Source organism: Trichocoleus sp. DQ-A3, assembly GCF_039961975.1.
Classification (GTDB): Bacteria; Cyanobacteriota; Cyanobacteriia; order Cyanobacteriales; family FACHB-T130; genus FACHB-T130.
Map to the genome: position 1 here is coordinate 17,315 of NZ_JAMPKC010000039.1, position 20,648 is coordinate 37,962.

Annotated in this window: 13 protein-coding genes and 1 pseudogene; 3 read left to right on the forward strand and 11 right to left on the reverse strand. The window is 46.8% G+C overall.

The features are described 5' to 3' along the window. The first annotated feature begins 123 nt into the window (after positions 1-123). The 3 genes from NDI44_RS26810 to NDI44_RS26820 all read left to right on the forward strand — a co-directional run bounded on the left by NDI44_RS26810 (position 124) and on the right by NDI44_RS26820 (position 9,100). Positions 124-2,577 carry a filamentous hemagglutinin N-terminal domain-containing protein gene (locus tag NDI44_RS26810; RefSeq protein WP_190416051.1) on the forward strand — a complete coding sequence of 818 codons (2,454 nt, stop codon included), beginning with the start codon at positions 124-126 and terminating at the stop codon, positions 2,575-2,577. Positions 2,578-2,707: 130 nt separating this feature from the next. Next, complete coding sequence (locus NDI44_RS26815; protein ID WP_190416052.1) at positions 2,708-6,262, forward strand: filamentous hemagglutinin N-terminal domain-containing protein; 3,555 nt, start codon at positions 2,708-2,710, stop codon at positions 6,260-6,262. A gap of 177 nt (positions 6,263-6,439) precedes the next feature. Further along, a complete protein-coding gene (locus tag NDI44_RS26820; RefSeq protein WP_190416053.1) occupies positions 6,440-9,100 on the forward strand; it encodes a CHAT domain-containing protein in 2,661 nt (886 codons plus the stop codon). A 40-nt stretch (positions 9,101-9,140) separates the two neighbouring features. Here the strand turns inward: NDI44_RS26820 and NDI44_RS26825 are convergent, their stop codons facing one another. From NDI44_RS26825 to NDI44_RS26875, 11 genes and pseudogenes are all read right to left on the reverse strand, one after another. Then, a complete protein-coding gene (locus NDI44_RS26825; protein WP_190416054.1) occupies positions 9,141-9,968 on the reverse strand; it encodes a DUF928 domain-containing protein in 828 nt (275 codons plus the stop codon). Continuing rightward, positions 9,965-12,340: a CHASE2 domain-containing protein gene (locus NDI44_RS26830; RefSeq protein ID WP_190416055.1), complete on the reverse strand. Its 2,376-nt coding sequence runs from the start codon at positions 12,338-12,340 to the stop codon at positions 9,965-9,967. Before NDI44_RS26830 ends, NDI44_RS26825 begins: the two co-directional genes overlap by 4 nt. A 21-nt stretch (positions 12,341-12,361) precedes the next feature. Further along, positions 12,362-13,345, reverse strand: coding sequence for a DUF1822 family protein (locus NDI44_RS26835; protein ID WP_190416056.1), 984 nt, complete (start codon positions 13,343-13,345; stop codon positions 12,362-12,364). A 14-nt stretch (positions 13,346-13,359) separates the two neighbouring features. After that, on the reverse strand, positions 13,360-14,004 hold the full coding sequence (locus tag NDI44_RS26840) for a sigma-70 family RNA polymerase sigma factor (RefSeq protein ID WP_190416057.1): 645 nt from the start codon (positions 14,002-14,004) through the stop codon (positions 13,360-13,362). A 724-nt stretch (positions 14,005-14,728) separates the two neighbouring features. Next, a pseudogene (locus tag NDI44_RS26845) lies at positions 14,729-14,942 on the reverse strand (hypothetical protein); the annotation flags it as partial. 306 nt (positions 14,943-15,248) lie between these two features. Beyond that, positions 15,249-15,428, reverse strand: a complete 180-nt coding sequence (locus tag NDI44_RS26850) for a hypothetical protein (RefSeq protein ID WP_199305044.1) — start codon at positions 15,426-15,428, stop codon at positions 15,249-15,251. Between the two features lie 233 nt (positions 15,429-15,661). Further along, complete coding sequence (locus NDI44_RS26855; protein ID WP_199305046.1) at positions 15,662-15,967, reverse strand: hypothetical protein; 306 nt, start codon at positions 15,965-15,967, stop codon at positions 15,662-15,664. A 254-nt stretch (positions 15,968-16,221) separates the two neighbouring features. Further along, positions 16,222-17,088 carry a site-specific integrase gene (locus NDI44_RS26860; RefSeq protein WP_190416058.1) on the reverse strand — a complete coding sequence of 289 codons (867 nt, stop codon included), beginning with the start codon at positions 17,086-17,088 and terminating at the stop codon, positions 16,222-16,224. Between the two features lie 226 nt (positions 17,089-17,314). Next, entirely contained in the window at positions 17,315-17,740 is a 426-nt protein-coding gene (locus NDI44_RS26865) for a tyrosine-type recombinase/integrase (protein WP_190416059.1), read from the reverse strand. 18 nt (positions 17,741-17,758) lie between these two features. After that, on the reverse strand, positions 17,759-18,166 hold the full coding sequence (locus tag NDI44_RS26870) for a site-specific integrase (protein WP_190416060.1): 408 nt from the start codon (positions 18,164-18,166) through the stop codon (positions 17,759-17,761). Positions 18,167-18,716: 550 nt separating this feature from the next. Continuing rightward, the gene (locus NDI44_RS26875) at positions 18,717-20,525 is read right to left on the reverse strand and encodes a site-specific integrase (RefSeq protein WP_190416061.1); all 1,809 of its coding nucleotides are present in this window, start codon (positions 20,523-20,525) and stop codon (positions 18,717-18,719) included. Positions 20,526-20,648 lie beyond the last annotated feature (123 nt).

Consider the following 20,648-nt stretch of genomic DNA (forward strand, 5'->3'; position numbering starts at 1 on the left):
CTGAAGCGGCGATCGCGATTATTCGTAATATGCCAGCATCCTACCGTTTGCTTTCCTATTTATCCTGATTGGTAACGACCTGTAATTCACTCAATAACTGTTACTTTTGAGGAGGCTTTTGCTGTGATAGCTCAAACTAGCCGGAGGTGGGGCTGGAAATTGGGGTTAGTGAGTGGGTTAGCGATGAGCGGGGCGATCTTTTTCTCTGGAACTGGCGCTTTTTCCCAGGTCACTCCCGACCCTTCTTTAGGAACTGTAGTTACTCCTAACGGCACAACCTTTCAAATTACAGGGGGGACAACTGCTGGCGATACCAATCTGTTCCACAGTTTTGAGAATTTTAGCATTCCCGACAGAGGCATTGCTGATTTCCTCAACGCTCCTGCGATCGCCAACATCCTAGCCAGAGTTACGGGTGGCTCTCCTTCGGATATTCAAGGGCTGATTCGAGCTAGAGGGAATGCAAATCTCTTTGTAATCAATCCCAATGGCATTATATTTGGACTCAATGCTCAGCTAGATATTGGTGGTTCATTTGTCGGGACAACAGCGAATGCGATCGCGTTTCCTGGCGCTGCGGAATTCTCCCTAACTTCAGCCGTTTCCCCCGATAATCCGTTGCTGATAGTTAATCCTTCGGCTTTGGTATTCAATCAAATTGTCGCCCAGCCGACTAATTCCATTGAAGTCAGAGGAACTCTAGCAGTTGATGAAAATCAAAGCTTGCTACTAATTGGGGGTAATGTGTCTCCATCTGCCACTTCAACCGGGAAAATCTCAATTCAGGGAGGTTTTTTAGACGCTCCGGGAGGTCGAGTGGAACTGGGAGGATTATTAGGAACAGGCACTGTTGGGCTAAATGTTGATGGAAATAATCTGCGTTTGAGTTTTCCCGATAGTGTAGCGCGAGCTGACGTATCTCTTACCGATGGTGCAAACGTGAATGTACGCGCGGCTGGTGGAGGGAGTATTATTGTCAACGCCCAGAACTTGAATATGGCAGGAGGAAGCCAACTTCAGGCGGGAATAAATTCACCCCTAGGGTTGCCTGAGAGCAAAGCGGGAGACATTGAAATTATTGCTTCAGATACCATTTCCTTTGATGGGGTGGGGAGCAATGGATTATCGAGTGGTGTATTCAGCACTGTGGAGCGTGGCGCTGTGGGCAACGGGGGGAACATCAGCATCACAACAGAATCTCTTTCGCTTACCAATGGTGCTGTAGTGTCCGCTGAGACTTTTGCACAGGGGAATGGGGGTAGTATCACAATTATTGCCTCGGATACTCTCTCTTTTGATGGGTTGGGGAGCAATGGATTATCAAGCGGGTTGTTGAGTGGCACCAAAACACCAGCCACTGGTAAGGGCGGTGATATCACAGTTACTACTAATGTCCTGCGCCTAGCGAATGGAGCCGTTTTAAGTGCGCGAACTTGGAACCTCTTTAGTGGCGGTAACATCACGGTTGATACCAACAACCTTGAGCTTAGTGGTGGCGGACAACTACTCACAACCGCCTACAGCACTGGAGCAGCAGGTGACATCACTATCAATGCGACTGACGACATTACCATTTCTGGCTCTGACCCCACCTTCAATAACCGGCTTGCCCAACAGGTCGATCCGTCAAAGCTCGATCAGGTTGACGCGGCTAGTGGGGTATTTGCTGATACAATTCAAATTCCTGATCTTGACCCCACAGGTGAGGGGGGAAACGTAATCCTTACGACTGAACAGTTGCTTGTCCGCGAGGGAGGTAAAGTTGCTGTGAGTACTGAAGGGTCAGGCGATGCAGGCGATCTTTGGATACAAGCTGACTCTATCCGTCTAGACACTGCTGCACGCCTTGAGGCTGACACCAGAAGCCAAAAGCCTGACAGCCCAGAGGGGCAGGGGAATATCACACTGATCTCTCAAGAATTGCTGTTGCGTCGTGGCAGCAATATCACCACCAACGCCACCAACACAGCTATCGGAGGCAATATCACCATTGATACAGATGTAATAGCCGCCTTGGAAGATAGCGACATCAGTGCCAATGCTCAAGATGCCTTTGGGGGTCGGGTCATTATCACCACTCAAGGCATTTTAGGTACAGAATTCCGGGAAGAACAGACCCCCCAGAGTGACATCACAGCCACTTCTGAACTTGGGCCTGAGTTCAGCGGCACTGTGGAAATCAATACGCCCGATGTTGACCCCAGCCGTGGATTAGCCAACTTGCCAAGTATACCAGTTGATACTGAACTAGCACAGGGTTGTAGTGCAGGTGGAAGTCAAGCTCAAAGCGAATTTATCATCACTGGTCGCGGCGGCTTGCCCCCTAATCCGGGTGAAGCACTCAACAGTGATGCTGTTCAGGTAGATTTGGTTACTCTCAACCCTAGAATAGAGAACCGCTCTATTCCACCTCAAGCCACCAATCCAACTAGACCCACACGAGCTCCTCTCGTAGAAGCTCAGGGGTGGGTAATGGGTGCCAATAGCAAAGTGCTACTGACAGTGAATGCGCCAAATGCGCCCACCGTCACGCCCCATCGTTCTTGGCAGAGACCACCTGAGTGCGGTGCTAATTAAACTTTCCTGAAGCTGCGATCGCAATTATTCGTAATTATGCCAGCATCCTACCGTTTGCTTTCCTGTTTATCCTGATTGGTAACGACCTGTAATCCACTCAACAACTGTTGCTCTTGAGGAGGCTTTTGCTGTGATAGCTCAAAGCGGTCGGAGTTGGAAGTTAGGGCTAGTGCGTTGCTTAGCGATGAGTGGGGCGATCGCCTCCTTGGGAGATGGCGTCTTAGCTCAAAGCAATATAGTACCCGATGACACCCTGATACCTGAAAGTTCTTTGGTCACACCTTCCACTCCTGACTCGCCTGTTGATGTAATTTATGGCGGAACGCAGCGAGGTACAAACCTATTCCACAGTTTTCTCGAATTCAATGTGGGTGAAGGACGAGGAGCCTATTTCTACAGCAGTAGCGCAGATATTCAGAACATTTTGGCTCGCGTTACAGGTGGCAAGCCCTCCGAGATTTTAGGAACCATTGGCACATACGGTAACTCCAATCCCAATTTGTTTCTGATCAATCCCAACGGAATTATCTTTAGACCCAACGCTAGTCTTGATATGGGTAATGCTGGACTGAATAATCCTCGTCCTGGTGGTTCTTTTGTGGCAACGACAGCCAATGCCGTTTTACTAGGAGATACCGGAATATTCAGTGCCTCAGACCCTGCCGCGAGTAATTTACTAACAATTGACCCATCCGCACTCTTCTTTAACGCTATTTCTGGACAAGGGATTATTAATCAATCCACCGCAACTACTTCGGTACTAGGCTATTCCATCAACGGGCTTCAGGTTCCGGATGGAAGAAGTTTATTACTGGTTGGTGGCAATGTGAGTGTGGATAGGGGAAGGATAGTTGCTTCGGGAGGTCGAGTAGAATTGGGTGGGCTAGCAGAAGAAGGAACTGTAGGGTTGGAGATAAACGGTAATATCTTTAGCCTTAACTTCCAACCTAACAGTTTGCTATCAAATGTAACTTTGGCAAATAATGCGCGAGTGTGGGTACGGGGTTCAGGGCAAGGAAATATTATAGTCAATGCTAATAACTTTACTGCAACTAATGGTGGGGCATTAGGAGCAGGAACCGAAGGATCGGGAAATGCAGGAGATATCATAGTCAAGGCAAACGACTTTAGCATATCTGGCATTGGACCTAGCGGATTAGGAAGTGGTCTTTACAATCAAACTGATAGCTCTGGTGATGCGGGTAACATTTTCATAAATACAAGGACTTTTAATGCTTCATCAGGTGCAGGCGTTTTCTCAGATAGCCTTACGGATGGCTCAGGCAAGGGTGGGAACATAACTATTGAAACTGAGAGATTAACTCTCAGAGATGGGGCGGAGGTAAGAGCTAGTACTTTCAGTGAAGAATCGGGGGGGAACTTGAGTGTAACTGCCTCCGAGTCTTTGGAAGTGAGTGGCTTTTCAACTATGACAGGTCCGAGCCAATTAATTACTCAAACTTCAGGTTTAGGTGCTGGAACGGCTGGGAACTTAACGATTCAAACCAGGCGGCTACTCGTCCGGGATGGAGCGCAGGTAGGAGCTAATACTTTTGGTGATGGGCGAGGGGGGAACGTGAGCGTAACTGCCTCAGAGTCTGTGGAACTGGTTGGTACCTCAGCCGTAGTTCCCAACCGCCCATTTGGAAGCAGTGGCTTATTTGCTAGCTCTTCTCGTGCCGGAGATGCCGGGAACTTAACGATTCAAACCAGGGAGTTAACTGTCCGAGATGGAGCAATGGTATCTACTAGGACTAACGGTAGGGGGTCGGGGGGAAACTTGAGCGTGACTGCTTCAGAATCTGTGGTACTGAGTGGGACTTCAGCTGTAGATTCACCCAGTGGCTTGTTTAGCGATAATCAAGGAGAGACCGGAGATGCTGGAGACCTGAGAATCCAAACCAGGCACTTGATTATCCAAGATGGCGCACAGGTACAAGCTGGTACTTTCGGTGAAGGGCAGGGGGGAAAATTGGAAGTTTTCGCCTCGGGATCTGTGGAACTAAGTGGCTCCTCACCAGGAGGTCTGCCAAGTGGCTTGCTGAATGAGACTTTTGGAACCGGAGCTGCCGGGGAGTTTAAAATTACCACGGAGCAGCTAATTGTCCGGGATAGTGCAGTTGTATCAGCTAGTACTGCTGGTGCCGGAGCGGCTGGAAACTTGACGATTCAAGTCAGGCAGTTAACTATCCAGGATGGAGGACAGGTATCTGCTGGTACTTTCGATGAAGGACAGGGGGGAAAGCTAGAAGTTTTAGCCTCGGAGTCCGTGGAACTGAGCGGTACCTCAGCCAATGGTCAGTTAGCTAGCGGCTTGTATACTCAGACTGAAGGGACTGGAGCTGCCGGAGACTTGACAGTTCAAACTGAGCAGATGACTGTTCTGGATGGAGCACGAGTGTCCACTGGTACTGAAAGTAGCGGAGCGGCTGGAGACTTGACGATTCAAACCGGGCGGTTAGCTATCCGGGGTGGGGCACAGGTAGGTACTGGTACTTTGTACGGTAGTGAGGGTTCGGGGGGGAACTTGAACGTAACTGCTTTAGAATTTGTAGAAGTGAGCGGCATCTCAGCCACGGGTAAAACAAGTGGCTTGTTTAGCCAGACTCAAGGTACCGGAGCTGCCGGAGATTTGAGAATTCAAACAAGACGATTGATTGCCCAGGATGGGGCACAGGTATCAGCTAGTACTTTCGATGAAGGGCAGGGGGGAAAGCTGGAAGTTTTCGCCTCGGAATCCGTGGAAATAAGTGGTATCTCAGCCGTGGGTTCGCCCAGCGGCTTATTTACTGAGACTTTGGGTACAGGAGATGCCGGGGACTTGAGGATTCAAACCGGGCAGTTGACTGTGCGGGATGCGGCTGAAGTATCTGTGAGTAGTGAAGAAACAGGGCAGGCAGGCAACCTGGAAGTTGCAGCTCTCTCCATCCTTCTTGATAATCAAGGAGCTATTAACGCTGAAACTGCTTCGGGTGATGGAGGGAATATTACACTGCGGGACTTGAACTTGTTGCTGATGCGCCGCAACAGTAAAATATCTACCACCGCAGGCACCGCGCAAGCTGGTGGCAATGGCGGTAATATCGAAATTGATGCTGACTTTATTGTTGCCGTTCCCTCGGAAAATAGTGACATTACAGCCAATGCCTTCACAGGTAGGGGGGGTAACATCAACATCACAGCCCAAGGCATCTATGGGCTGGATTACCGCCCACGCCGAACTCCGAAAAGTGATATCACCGCTAGTTCTGATTTCGGAGTGGACGGTATAGTAGAAATCAACACGCCAGATGTTGACCCCAGTCGAGGGTTAGCAGAGTTGCCAACCATATCAGTTGATACTGAAATAGCACAGGGTTGTAGTGCAGGTGGAAGTCAAGCTCAAAGCAAATTTATTATCACTGGTCGCGGCGGCTTGCCACCCAATCCGGGCGAAGCACTCAGCACTGATGCCGTTCAGGTAGATTTAGTTACTCTCAACCCTAGAATAAAGAACCGCTCTATTCCAAATATTTCCACGAATCCAACTAGATCCACACCCGTTCCTCTCGTAGAAGCTCAGGGGTGGGTAAGGGGTGCTAATGGCAAAGTGGTACTCACAGCAAATGCGCCCACCGTCACGCCCCATCGTTCTTGGCAGAGGCCACCTGAGTGCAGTGCGCTTCAGTCGAACCCTAAGCTTTGATGTAGCAGACATCTCCGAAAATTAATCTGAAACCCTTGCCCTGCCTGAGTCGATAATTTAATTTCTGGAGATGTCTAGTAGTTGAGCAACTAAATTCACAACTTGTTGCAGTTGGAGCATTCTTTTCGCTGCTACTGCTTTTTCCAGCAAAGAGGCTTTGCGAACGAGGACAAGAACATGGCAAGAAAACGGTCTATATTTTTCCGTAGAGTCCGTCGCCTGCTGAAGTACGTGCAGGCAAGAACGTACCGCCTCTTAACCCTACCGCTCCTTTTGGCTATGTTCTTGGGTACGGCAATATTGCCGCCCGCTTTCGCCTATATGGTTGCCGAAAACACCATTGTCCAAAGTAGATCCGATGCCCAAGAGATAGATCGACAAGCCAGAAAACTCTACGAAGCAGAACGGTTTTTTGAGTCAGCTTCGCTCTGGGAACAAGCTGCTACTGACTTCAAAGCCTCTGGGGATGGACTTCAAGCAGCCATGTCCTTGAGCAATCTCTCCCTAGCTTATCAGCAACTTGGACAGTGGACTGAAGCATCTCAAGCGATCGCCCAAAGTCTAAATCTATTACAGACCGGACAAAATCTCGGCACCTCGAAAGAGCGATCGCTTCTCCTCGCCCAAGCCCTAGATGTTCAAGGTCGCCTGCAACTAGCACTCTCGAAATCTCAAGAAGCCCTAACTACCTGGCAACAAGCAGCTAACATTTATGCACAAGTAGGCGACACCTTAGGAGTAACTCGTAGCCGTGTTAACCAAGCCCAAGCCCTTCAAGCTTTGGGGCTTTACCGTCTGGCCCAGCAGACGTTAACCGAAACTACTCAGCTTCTAGAAAACCAACCCGATTCCCTTCTCAAGGTTACAGGGCTACGGAGCCTCGGCAACGTCCTTCGAGTCGTTGGCGATTTAGGGCAATCCCGGCAAATCTTGCAGCAGAGTAAAGAAGTGGCTACGCGAGTGCAATCTCCTCAAGCTATCAGCGATGCCCTGATCAGTCTAGGCAACACAGCCCGCGCCCAACAAGATACCCAAGCCGCTTTAGAGTTTTACCAGCAGGCTGCCCTCACATCCGTCTCACCCGCTACGCTCATCCAGTCTCAGATGAATCAGCTGAGCCTATTATTGGAAAACGAGCAATTGAGCGCTGTCTATACATTGTTGCCCCAAATCGAGTCTCAAATTAGCAATCTACCCGCTAGTCGAATGGCGGTTTACGCCCGGATTAACTTTGCCCAAAGCCTGATGAAGCTAGGAACTGGGTGGCTGCGGGATTCCGGGAGCAACGGACAACGAACAACGGACATCGCTCAGCTGCTAGCTATAGCTGTCCAGCAGAGCAAAACCCTCAAAGACCAGCGAGCAGAATCTTATGCCTTAGGCACTCTTGGCGAGCTGTACGAACAAACAAGGCAGTTATCTAATGCCTTTGACCTCACCCAGCAAGCCCGACTTCTAGCCCAAAGTATTGATGCTCCGGATATTGCCTATCAATGGCAATGGCAGTTAGGACGTTTACTCAAGGCTCAGGGAAATATTCAACAAGCGATCGCAGCTTACACGGAAGCATTCAACACTCTCAAGTTTCTCCGCCGCGACTTGGTTGCTATCAACCCAGAGGTTCAGTTTTCCTTTCGGGAAAGTGTGGAACCCGTCTATCGACAGCTTGTCGATTTGCTCTTGCAACCTGTAGGAACTTCCGAACCCAGTCAAGACAATTTTATAAAAGCCCGTGAAGTCATTGAAGCTCTCCAGTTGGCAGAACTAGACAACTTTTTGCGAGAAGCCTGCTTACAAGCAACAGTGGAGATTGACAAAGTAGTTGACCAAGAGAATTCAACAGCAGTCATTTATCCAATTATTTTGCCAGACCGGCTAGAGGTTATCCTCAAAGTATCCCAGCAAAAAGACCTGTACCACTACTCCACTCCTATAGCTGAGAGCCAAGCGGAAAGCGTTTTAAAGGAGCTACGGCAACAACTAACAGAACCTGATGCAACTGAAGAAGTTAAATCCTTGTCCCAACAGGTATATAACTGGTTGATCGAACCTGCTATGACAAATTTAGCCCAAAGTAATGTCAAAAAGTTAGTGTTTGTACTAGATGGTTCCTTGCGGAATATCCCAATGGCGGCTCTCTACGACGGCAAACAGTATCTTGTGGAAAACTACAGCGTCGCCCTAACCCCTGGTTTGCAGATGATAGACCCTAAACCTTTGAAGCAGCGACAATTAAAGGCAATAGTCGCCGGAGTGAGCGAACCACGTTCGGGATTTTCTGCACTACCCAACGTGAAGCGCGAATTAGAGGAAATTCAGTCTGAACTATCCACTAAGGTACTTCTTAATCAGGAGTTTACCAGCACGGCTCTGCAAGATCGGGTTAACTCGCTGCCTTTCCCTGTGGTTCATCTTGCAACTCACGGTCAGTTTAGCTCTCAGGCTTCAAAGACATTTATTGTCGCTTGGGATAAGCGCATCTATGTCAACGAGTTGAATAACTTACTGCGAACTAGAAACCAAAGCCAGCCCAACAACGCCCTTGAACTACTCGTCCTTAGCGCCTGTCAAACAGCTGCTGGGGACAAGCGGGCAGCTTTAGGAATTGCTGGAGTAGCGGTGCGGGCGGGAGCGCGTAGTACCCTAGCTTCTTTGTGGAATGTGGATGATGAGTCTACCGCCCTTTTGATGAGTCAGTTTTACCGGGAGTTAACTGATAATCAAGCACTACCTAAAGCTGAAGCACTGCGTCGCGCTCAGCTGGCTCTTTTAAAGAATTCTCAATTCCAACGTCCGATGTTTTGGGCACCCTACATTCTATTGGGTAATTGGCTTTAAAAAACTAAAAATTGAAGAGATTTCTTCGTTTTTTTAATTTTTAATTGCTAGTAGGGGTGCAGCATTCTACTATTGGCTCTTTTGCAATATTATCCAAGCCAATGCTTTGTAACAGGACAGCCCAATCAACAGCTTTCGGATCGGTGCGGCGAAGCTGGGAGGCAATAGTCAACGCCTCGTACCAAAAACCGTTGGTGGCATAAAGGGCAACGCGATCGCGTGGTGTCGCTTTCTCTAACTGGCTCTCTAGAGCAGGGTTCACTGAGTTTCTTTGAATCCACCCCTCAACAAAAACAGGTGGTTGTTGTTGTTGTGGCTTACAGTAAATCTTGAAATACCAATGATACTGCTCACCAACCTTTAACGGGGGAGCTGTGGATGGAAGGGGCAGGCTAACAACCCCCGGCGTCTTGGGTAGCGTGACATCGGTCTGGTAGGCTAACTTACCATCTTTATCCCGCAGCGTAAATATTCCACTAAATGGGGGCTGATAAGGCACATAAAACCAGAAAGTGGGATGTTCGGCGGTCGTCGCTCCCCAAACCAATTCCGCATTCAGAGGCTGATAATTTGGGTAAACCGGCACTAAGGCAGTAAGCAACTTTTTCTCAGACATAGAGGGCTGTTGGTCCATCTCCTCACAGACACGGCGGCTTCCTACTTCAGAGCGACGACCAGGTTCCCCGATGTCGGCGGGTGGAGGCGGTACGGCAAATATCAATGCTTCGTTTGATTGTCCGCTGGGGTTTAAGGTCGGGCGTTGCACAAGTAGTACCGGGTTAACAGGCTGTGCCTGTAATCGCGTGCAGGCAAGGAGCGCCCAACTAATAGCAAAGGTAAGTTTAATCGTTTGAACAGGTAACTTCATTTGGGCGATCGCTCAAAGTTATCAGTGTATGCTACTGTCGCTGTGGCTCTGGAAGTCGCGTAGACCATTACACTACCGCCAGTAACTATCAAAGCTAAAACTGACGGGACGAGGGGTATCCAGATGCCTTGGGTGAACAGCCCAAAGCAAACAACGTATAAAACCGAGAGTGCAGCTCCAGCCACTAGTCCCAGGTGTAGTCGTGACTGACAGTGCCAGACAAGGATACCTCCCACAAAAGACCAGCTCCAGACCCAAAGAATTTCGCCCCAAACAGGCCAAACCCGTAATAGGGGTCGCCCATCTTTGACCGCACTCAGAATCTGGCTCACCATCTGCGCTTGCACAATCACTCCTGGCATTTCTTGGTAGAACCTCTGACTACCACTGTACGGGGTGGGAATATAATCATGAGCGCTTTCGGCAGTGACACCGATCAGGACAATTCGACCCTTGACTTGATCGGGTTTGACTCGATCGTTAAGAACTTCTGCAAGCGTGACGGTTGGGGCAACCTCTAGAGGGGTGCGGTGGTAGGAGCGGTAATTGAGAAGTATTTGATAGCCCCACGCATCCACTTTTTGATAGCCGCCAGTATGAGTTTGCAAGCGCTTAAAGACGACGTTGCCCACTTGCAAATCCCCTTGAGGAGTATACTTGGCAGAAATCCCCTCCGCCTCTAGATAATGAAATGCTAGCTGGGCGCTGAGGCCGTAGGGCGCAGTACAAGGGGATGCGGGGCCTGGTTTCATCGCTAATAAATGGCGACGTAGAACGCCGTCTGGGTCTTTGACAACATCACTAAAGCCTTGGCGTTCTGTCGGGACATTAGGAGGAGGCGAAATCCCAGGATGGTTGGCTTCTTGGTCGCGGACTTTGCAAATTGCGAACAAGTCCTCCTGACTTTGCATCCGAGCGGCTAAATCTGCCTGTTTGGGGTCTACAGGATAATCGCGGTAGATATCTAAACCAATCGTTCGCGCTTTGAGTGTCTTGAGTTTCTCCAAGAGTTGAACTAGGGCAAGATCCGATAAAGAGCCTTTTCTCTGCTTCTGCTCTTTTAGCTGAAAATCATTTTCGGTGATAGTGACGATGAGGAGGCGCGGATCTTGCCCTTCATCTGGACGCGATCGCATTAACTGGTCGAAAGCTGTAAGCTCCCATGCTTGCAGCATCCCTAGATGGCGCACCCCCATAATCGCAGATGTTGCCACCACACCCAAAAGAAGCACTGTTTGCAGACAATGCCATTTGGGCAACAAAGAGCGATCGCGCTTTCTCCCATTGCCCTTTTCTGGCCAAGTCATAGGTTCTGCGGCAGGATTGGTGCAGATTACTGGCAACCAAGCCGCGCAGGGATATTGCTTCTCTAGTCCTTGCAGCCTTTCTCGTGCTTCTCGAACCGAAGCATATAAAGACTGTCCACCCGAAAAAGCTGTTAGAAAATGCCTTAAAAATTCTTGAGCTACCACGTCTGGCACTGGTTCCCGCATGACAATTACTTGGGGAATGTGCAAATCCTCCAGATGCTGCACCAAGCCCAAGCCATCACAGGAGTTGAAAATCGCTAAGCGTAAGCCGCGTTCAATCGCTTTTTTTAGGGCATTCCTTAATCTGTCCAGCGTAATCGCGTCTGTTTGATTCAGCTGAAGCAGCCCTTTTTCTTTGCTGGAACTATGACCGGCAAAAAAGAGGATGTCCCAACCTTGTTTCCAAAGCTGGTCATTTAACTTGTCTTGTTGCGGCTCTACTAAAAATTTCGTTGATGCCTTATCTGATAATTGTTCTAGAAAAACCCGGTCTTTTCCAGTATCGATTCCTTGGCTATTACCAAGAATTGCTAAAATCCTTACTTTAGAACCGGGAGTTTGTACGTTAGATTTTTTTGGGGGTTGATACTCCGGGGCGCTCAAGGCGACTTCAGCCTTGGGGTAATCTTCAAAGAATTTCCATAGATGCCAAGGAAGCCGCCGCAAAAGGTTATCGTTAGTTTCAATGATGAAACGAATTTCTTCGTCTCGGTCTAAGTGCGTTCGTAACTGCTGGTTAATGTTGCCAAACGGTTCCGAGTTGAGCCAAGCATTGATGCTGTTTGACAACCGCTGGCATAAATCGCTAAATTCAACCTCAGAAACATTAGTTACATCGGCTTCTTGAATTTTGATACGAGGACACCAATCCAGACGTTGATACAGAGCCTTATAGAGCAACTGCCAATGTCTGTAGAGTTCGGGAATTTCTGGCGCTGCTGATAAACATCCTGTGAACTTCATAGGATTAGGATCGCTTTGTTCCCAAAGCTGGGCTGTAACGGCTCCAAAGCCATTCCCCAAATCACCATTGCCTAGGCTCAAAACAACTAACTTATTCATTGGTGTCTGGCAAAAGAGCGGTCAGATTACAAAAGCCTCTTTCATACTGACATCACCGAAAGCCACTTGCAGTTTAAAGCTTTCTCCCGATCCTCCCTGAAATCGCTTCAGTTGAATGTAGTTATCTTGGAAACGAGATTGTACTTCCTGAAGAGTTTCTCCTGATTCAGAGAGCAAACCTAGTCTGAGGTTGGGTGGCAGATAAGTTTCTCTCCCTATTGGGTGTACCTGCACTAAAATACCCACGTTCTGTTCGTCCTCCGGTGCTAGAGCTACCAACAGTGCTACGGATTGACTCCCTAGTTTTAGCCCCAAGTCAATCAGCTTCGCCCGCTTCACGCTAGTTTCACTCGCACTGGATGCACTTCTCAGGCTAAAGCCTAAATTCTGTTCGTCTGTGCCTAAAAGTGCTGATATAGACTGCCAACCCGTCTCAAATATATTCTGGAACCATTGGCTTAGGTTAACTGGTTGAGAGTCACAAGCAACAATTGAAGCGAGTTTTTTCTCTGCTTCTAAGGATTGCCCAATCTGATGAATGTGTAAGAGCAAATCTTCGAGCGATCGCAAACAGCCCACAGGTAGCTCACCGCTTTCTGGAACCGTTGGGGTGAATCCTAGTAGCGTCGCTTCTCTCAACGATTTGTCAAACTGTACGGCGACATAACCAATCCGGTCTGACCAAACTTCGGGCGGAATCTGGACGACAGAGGTATCTGGCAAGACGGGACAACACTCTAATTTACCCTTATTGGGGATGGACAAATCGGCGACATCCATAAAGGTTTGCATCACTGGGTTACAGCTCTGACTAGTTTCCCAATCAGTCTTCATTCCCATACAACGTAGGTAGAAATTCACGGCAGATACCGCCAACGTATTGAGATAAACCTGTTTGGCTTTCTTCTGATTGCTTTGTTGTCTGCGAAACTGTTCGGCGAAGCGGTGGGCATCCGAGCTTAGAGGTACAGTGAAAGTTAAAGATTCTGACAGGTTTTCCATCATTTTTTGTCTCTAAATTAAGCAATATTATTGAGATAATATTCTTTCAAATTCGCAGAAAATTTATTCAAACAACGGTAATAGAAACTACTGATAGTTGGAATTTTTATACCAAACTCTGCTGAAATTTGTTTCCAAGAATCTCCCAAGATTCGCCGTCTCACTAAGGCTCGGAAGTTAGCTTTTGGATGATTTACTATATGTTCCTTTTGAAAAAGCTTTTCCGGGTCTGATTCTATATATTCGGTAAGAATTTCATTGAGGACTGGAGGTGATTCCGGTACTGCAAAATTATCCAAGTCTGCAAGGGTCATTTTTTGAATGCCGGGGCTGCCTAAGATTTTCGGAATGGCTTCTTTAAAAAATCGCCGCTCCAAGAGAACATTGGCCCATGCCATCACACCTCCGCGTTCCGGGTCGTACTTGTCAATGTTTTGGCAAATATAAAGTAACAGTTCTTGTCGTGCCTCATCATAAATATCTTCATAAACACCTGAAAATTGACCCCACTGCGGACGGCAAAGCCTGCCTGATTGTAGAATTCCATTCAGGAGCTTCCTTAAAGCTAGCTGCCGTCCTTGAGCCAACGGTGGATGCTGCTGGGCGCTCTTGGCTAGTTGTTTAAGTTGCTCATCTAGTTCATCAAACGCCGTCTTATTCATTTAAGACACCAAAGGTTATTGAACAGCCGATACGAACCTCTATTTGTTTCTCAGATGCGAAACACGAATTTTATGCGAAACCTCGTTTATTGTTACAAAAATTTTCAAAGGCGCTTAGTACAAGCGGAACATCCGATCTGGTGTCAACTACTGCTGTTGAGAGAAATTCCTGCGGAAGCTTTTGAGCCTAGCTAAGACTTAAGAGAGCGCCGTTCTTTGAAGAAGATAGTCCGAAGATGACTTGCCAGTAATTAGCTACCAGTCCGAATTCCCGTCAGGTGGCTCAGACTCAGGTCACGCGCCGTGACACTTAAGACTTTCAAACACGAGGAGCGTCCGTGTCCGTATCAAGTATAGGTGAGTATTGAGAGTGCCAAAGCAGAACCACCAAGAGCGTCTGGTTAGGTTGTTCAAAGATTTTGGGTGTTTCCTTTACAGACCATAACGTTGACCTTACGAAGCTTTGACTTTTTGAGTATAAAGTTTCGTAACAAAAAGACGCTTCGGATAAAAGAAGCCGCCTGAACCAGATAAAAGGTAGAGCAACGCATTAGTTCATTCTGCACGCAGCACTCATGGCATCACATGACCAACTTAGGTAAGTGTATTGTTAACACTCCAACACACAATTCCATCTCAAATTTTTCCCTTCGATGATTATGGACGACCCAACACGCCAATTCGTTAAGGAACTAATAACCGTTGCCTATGAAATTACCAAAAGTTACTGCATACAATAGACCCCCTGCATAAATCGTGAAGCATGTGCCAGTTTGTAGTTCAACAAGCCAGCAATCAAATCTATCAGATTTAAACGCAGACCAAACCGCTGGCGGCGGTTACGATAGCGACCTGAAAAGATGCGAAAAATCTTAAAGTGGCGAATCATATGCAGGAATTTGCACTCGTAGCCGAGCTAATGCCCGGTTATGCTGCTTTCCGCCTTTGGCAACAGTTGCTTGCAAATTTTTTGGTAGGAATAACACGCTCCTAGATGTCGTGAAGTCAAGAGGGCGAGCGCCGCTTCGACTTTCAACCTTCTGTTGAACTTCTTGAACTGTGGGCACAAAAGAGACGTCGAGTCCCGTGGCTGAGAAACTCTCCGGTTTCTTGATTATGTCTTCCATAATTTGGAACACACAGGCTTTGGATGTCTTGAACAACTTGTCGAGCTTCCTCATGGGTTAGCTTGTTATGCTTCCATTTCTCCTGCGGAAGTCCCTGCTTTTTCTGCTCATAAATCTCTAATATTCGCTTTGTAAATCCTGTAGTTGGAGAACAATCGGAATATCTGACCAATTACGTCGCTGTGAATTGTCGTAATTGAGCCACTTAGCGATCGTGTCGAATAACATGACTGAGGTTACTAACCAAACCCGTTGCTCGAACTCGCGGTACGCTGAGAGTACTACTACTCCTAGCAAATACTCCCACTAGGGCAACAGGCTATGCTTGCCTTGGTGCCAACCCTGTGAAGATCGGTAAAGCGTGTCGTAGCTAGGTTAAACAAATGTGAAAAAGCCTACCTTTCCAGCTTTTCAATCCTCAGTAAGCCTACTAAATTAGACTAGACACGCTACTCTTTTTAGAAGCAATTTTAACTACTGCGTCAGAAAATGACTTTCAATTTTATTCTGCCTGGAGTCATGAAGCAGCGTTAGTCAAGACTGCTCTGTAAGACACTAATTAATTCCTCCAATCGTAGGACTTTGTGCCCAGAATGTTTATAAATACGGAGTTGTGATAAAGCTAGCTGTTCTTTTTTGGTTTGCCGACTAACATTCGTTGACTTACAGTCAATTACAAGGGTATCCTCAATTCCCCGATCTAGATTTTCAGCAATTTCCAACAGCGTTTCAGCGAAAACTTCCGGTACTCGGATTGTAATTGTCGGCTGATTTTTCCACCGTGAAGGACGACCTCCACCCGCTCTTGCACTACCCCGACCAGAACTAACCATCATTAAAACCCTCAAGTTTTGTTACTAAATGAACGAAATAGTAGCCTGTGTAGCGGCTGTCACAAAACCAGTTGCTTTTGTTCAAAAGCTTTTTTAACTGTGAGCTATGCTTTTCTGGATTTGACACAAAATTGTTAAAATATCCTTAAAAATGTCTCTAAAATTGAAATCCTTATAGGACAAGCGTTTCAGCTTGGTGTTCTTAGAAGTCGCCGAAGAGCTGGTCATTGACAATCAGTTTTATTTGTGATATGAGTTCACCCCAAAACATGAATGGCAGCCCGTGTTTGGTCGGGAGAAACTTCCAGATATCTCTGCAAAGCTCCTAAGTCTTTATGTCCGCTGATTTCCTGTAGCACCCGAAGGATGACTCCTTCGCCGTGCATGATGGTGAGCGATGTCCGCCGACAACTGTGAGAGGAAGCCCCAGAAATGTCAAGTTTGTCAAAAGCCATCTCAAAAATGCTAATAGCCTTTCTGAGGCTAAGACATCCCTTCCCTTGCCATCCTGGAAATAAAAATGGATTGTTGGGATCGGCGAACAAAAATCCATAATTTAATGTGCTAGTTACCCCTAAAGGGTCATACTCTATGGTTGGCGGAATGTTGGCATCAAGTTGACATTTGATGAGTTTTGATTCATGAAAATAATGGTTGCAATTTTTACAGAGGTAAACTTGTTGTTTATCTCTATACCAGCCTTGCTTACTAAAATGCTTAGCCTCGCAAACCGGACATTGAAGTAGATTGTTCAAAACCAGCTTTCCTTCTGAATTTAAGTTCCTGTGGCTCCATCTTCCAAATAATTTTCGCAGTCGCAATAATTCTAAAGAATCTTGGCGATACTGCTGGAGAATCTGTTTAAGGTGAGGGTGGGTGGGAATTGTCCGAGTTGCTTGTTTTCCTTTGGTATTCGCTTTACGAATGATAATGTCATCTCGCACGGTTTCTTGATGAAAAGCGTCAACGAAATGCATTTGGCGGGCTTCAGAAACTCGACAAGCTGTATAAAAGCAGGTGGCAAATAGAGCTTTATCTCTCGTTAATCTGAATCCTTGCTCAAATAACTGTTGAATTTCTTTATGGCTGAGAACTTTAGCTTGACCATTTCTGTCAATCAACATAAGTTTATGGCTCCTTGATTTCTAAAAAAGTTTGGGGCGATTTTACAGAGCTTTCAATGGTACAATTACTTCATCTAACCTGTTAAATTTCTCGATAACTGAGAACTTTGGCTTGACCATTTCTGTCAATCAACATAAGTTTATGGCTCCTTGATTCCTAAAAAACTTGGGGTAATTTTACAGAGCTTTTAATGGCACAATTACTTCATTGAACCCAAGCATCAGGTTAAGGTAAAAGAAGCACAGCCTGTTCAACTTCTTCTCTAGAAACTTCTAAATATTTTTGGAGATGGGTGAGCCGGGTATGTCCAGAAATATTTTGAGTCACTCTGAGAGGCACCCCAGCTTTATTTATCTCTGTTAGTGCTGTCCGTCGCCAACTATGAGTAGAAGCTCCAACTACATTCACTCGCTTACAACCATTCATGAAGATTCCAGTGACTGTGTTCAAAGCGAGACACCCTTTTCCTTCTGCGCCAGGGAATAAATAAGGGTTGTTAGGGTTCATGAAAAGAAAACCGTAACTCATTGAGTTATAAACTCCCAAACGAATTATGTTATCTCTCAATTCAGGATGATCCACGAAAGCTGTTTTTGTTTGAAAGCGATACAAACAGCTTTTACATTTATACATTTGTTTATCCCGACTCATCCCAGCAGTTGTAATGTCTTAATTAGCACATTTCGGGCAAATAATTTTATTCTCGCTGTCAAAAACTTGACCACAATGCAAGCTCTTGTAATCCCATTGTCCGATAATCTGTTTAATCTTTATAAGTTCTCTAGAGTCTTGAATGTATTTTTCTAAAGATGGGACTAGCTTCGGATGAGTGGGAATGCAGCGAGTAGCCTGTTGACCTTTAGTAATGCATTTCCTAATCACGATAGTCTCTCGAACTTTATCTCCATCAAAAATATCTGTGTACCGAGCTTGTCGTGCTTCTGAAATCCGACAAGCTGTGTAATAACAAAGTTCATTCAGAGCGCGGTCTCTTTGAGAGAGAAAACCTTGAGTCAGCAAAAGTTCTCTTTCTTGTGGGGTAAGAATTTTTGCTTGCCCATTTCTATTTACTTTCATTGTTCTCATCCCAACTATAAATCGAATGGAGTTGTGAATTAAGGAGTAAACCTTTAACTAGAACTTTCCGAAACACAGCTTTTTGTTCAACACGCACTCCTAAAATTAATGACCAACAATAAGGGTTAGCCACTCGGGAACATCTTCCCCAGTCGCGATAAAATCCTAAAAAGGCTCACTAAAATAGTATAAAGCAAATCCTAAAAACCTACACTAAAATTTTTAGCGGAGGAATCAGGGATTTAACCCAGAGAGTGGGGCGGTTAGACTTGAGCTAGTGGGATTTAGACAAAAACCAAGGCAAAAATAGCTTAAAACCTAAACAGAGAAAGACTTTTAGCTCGAATATGCATAAATTTTGTATTCACAAGGGTTTCAGGCGTTTTTAGGTCATCAACCTCTTTCCCTTGCCCAGAAAGCTTTTCAGCCCCTTTAGAGCCTTGAAATTTGTTTAAGTTCCGTTAACCCGGAGAGTGGGGCGGTTAGACTTGAGCTAACGACGTGTCTGTGCAAGAAGTTCCTGCATTCAATGAGGAATGACTTGCACAGTTTAAGGCTCTGAAAAATCTTCAGGGGAGTCTTCTGGCTCCGACTGTTCAGCAAGCTGAAACTGTTCAGTGATATGTTTAATGGAGCCGATATTAGTATCAGTCTGTTCTAGCTGTGTCAACGCTCCCAGCAACGGGTCAGGCTGATTAATTGGGTTATTGGGCGGTGTCAACGCTCCCAGTAACGGGTCAGGCTGATTAATTGGGTTATTGGGCGGTGTCAACGCTCCCAGTAACGGGTTAGGTTGATTAATTGAGTGCTTGGGAGATCGCCCAAGTTGAGCAATCTGTGCTGCCGGAGTGTCATACCTCTGGGGAGGTGGCGACCATTGAGGAATTTGTCCCTGGCTAACTCTAGTTGCGTAATCTGGTGTTGAACATCCGCTTTGTTCTAAGTAAGCGAGGGCCGCGTGTCGAAAAGTTCGCGGTGTAACTTGCTTGGGAGTACCAAACAACACTGAGGTAGCTTTGTAGATGGCTGTGGAAACCAGCTCAGAAATGTCGCGGGTACTAAGGGGTTGACCGAGGGTTTCGGGTGTACGATTAGAACCAAGCCGTACAAAGACTAAATTATGATCCGTGGGAATCTTGGAACGCCACTGCTGCTTCCAGGTATCCAATTCTTGAGCGAGATGCTTAGGCAATCGAAACTCGCGGGAGGCTAAAGTTTTTCTCCCCCTTTCCGACTTCAGGGCAGATTGAACCCGGTAGCCATTTTTTTCACGAACTAGTGTGCGCTGCCACTCCAACTGAGAAATTTCTGTTTGGCGAATCGGCGAATAAACTAGAAGAGCGGTAATCAGGTAACGTTGCCAGGATTTCAAGATTGCTGCTTCTGAGCGTGGTGCTCCTGACTGATGTCGTGGTGCACAGCACTGGCGTAAATACTCGACAATCTGCTCCCCTTCTTCCAGGGTTAGCTCTGGTTTGCCCTGGTTCTGTTGTGAGGACTCGTGTTCGTAATTAGTTCTGAGGGTATGTAGGTAATCCTGTAGCGCTTTAACAGCAGGAATTTCTGAGTTGGGCTGCTTCTGGGAGTTCAGCCATTTAGCAACAGATAGAGATGCCTGAACCATATTGAGCGCCCAGCCGTAGCTGTTGCCCTTTTGCTCAAGACCCCAGTTGATGAAAACTTGGAGCTGCCATAGCTCGGCCACTTGCTCAATTGTGAGCTGTTCGGAAGAGTATCCCTGAATATTGTGCAGCCATCCCAAAATGCAGAGAAGATTACTTCTATAAGTTTCAAAGGTGTCGAGCGCGATCGCTTTTCCTTTTCTTCCCCGTACTCGAGATTTAGTCCAGAAGTCGCCCAGTTGTTCAAGCTGCTGCTCTAGCTTATGGGTAAGCTCTTCCTCTTTGAGGGCATAGGGTTCTACCTGACGCGGTCTTGCTTTGGGCTGTGTTTTGGACAACATTTGACCGCTGTACATCTGAGGTGCATACTCCCCGATCCGACTGCTTGGGGTAGGGTCATCGCCAGCTTGCGCGTACATCCAGCTCAAAAATCTCTGCAAAGCTGAGCGGTAGTTGTTGAGGGTTCCACGGGAAACTTTTCGCGCTTTTGAATGCAGATTTGAGCCAGTATCCAGGGTTTCTAGGAGTTGTCTTGCGTTTCCTAAAAACTGTGACAGCGGAATTTTTGCCAGACACTCATCTAGATGACTTCGGAGTTCAGCTTCTGCAAACCCATAGTTTGGCAAAATATACCGTCTCAGTGCTGTCTGAAGATTACTGACGAGTCGGGGGTTAGCCTGAGCTGCCTTAGTCTTGGTAAATTGCTCTAATGCTTCACTGACTGTCTTTGGTTGCATGGTTGCCTAACGCTCTTTTGTCACTTTAGGGAGAGGATAATAGGCTAAAACGGGTTCAAAGCCAGAATTTACCTATGACAGAACCACGTCCAGCCCAAGCCACCGTGAAATTTGTGGATGATT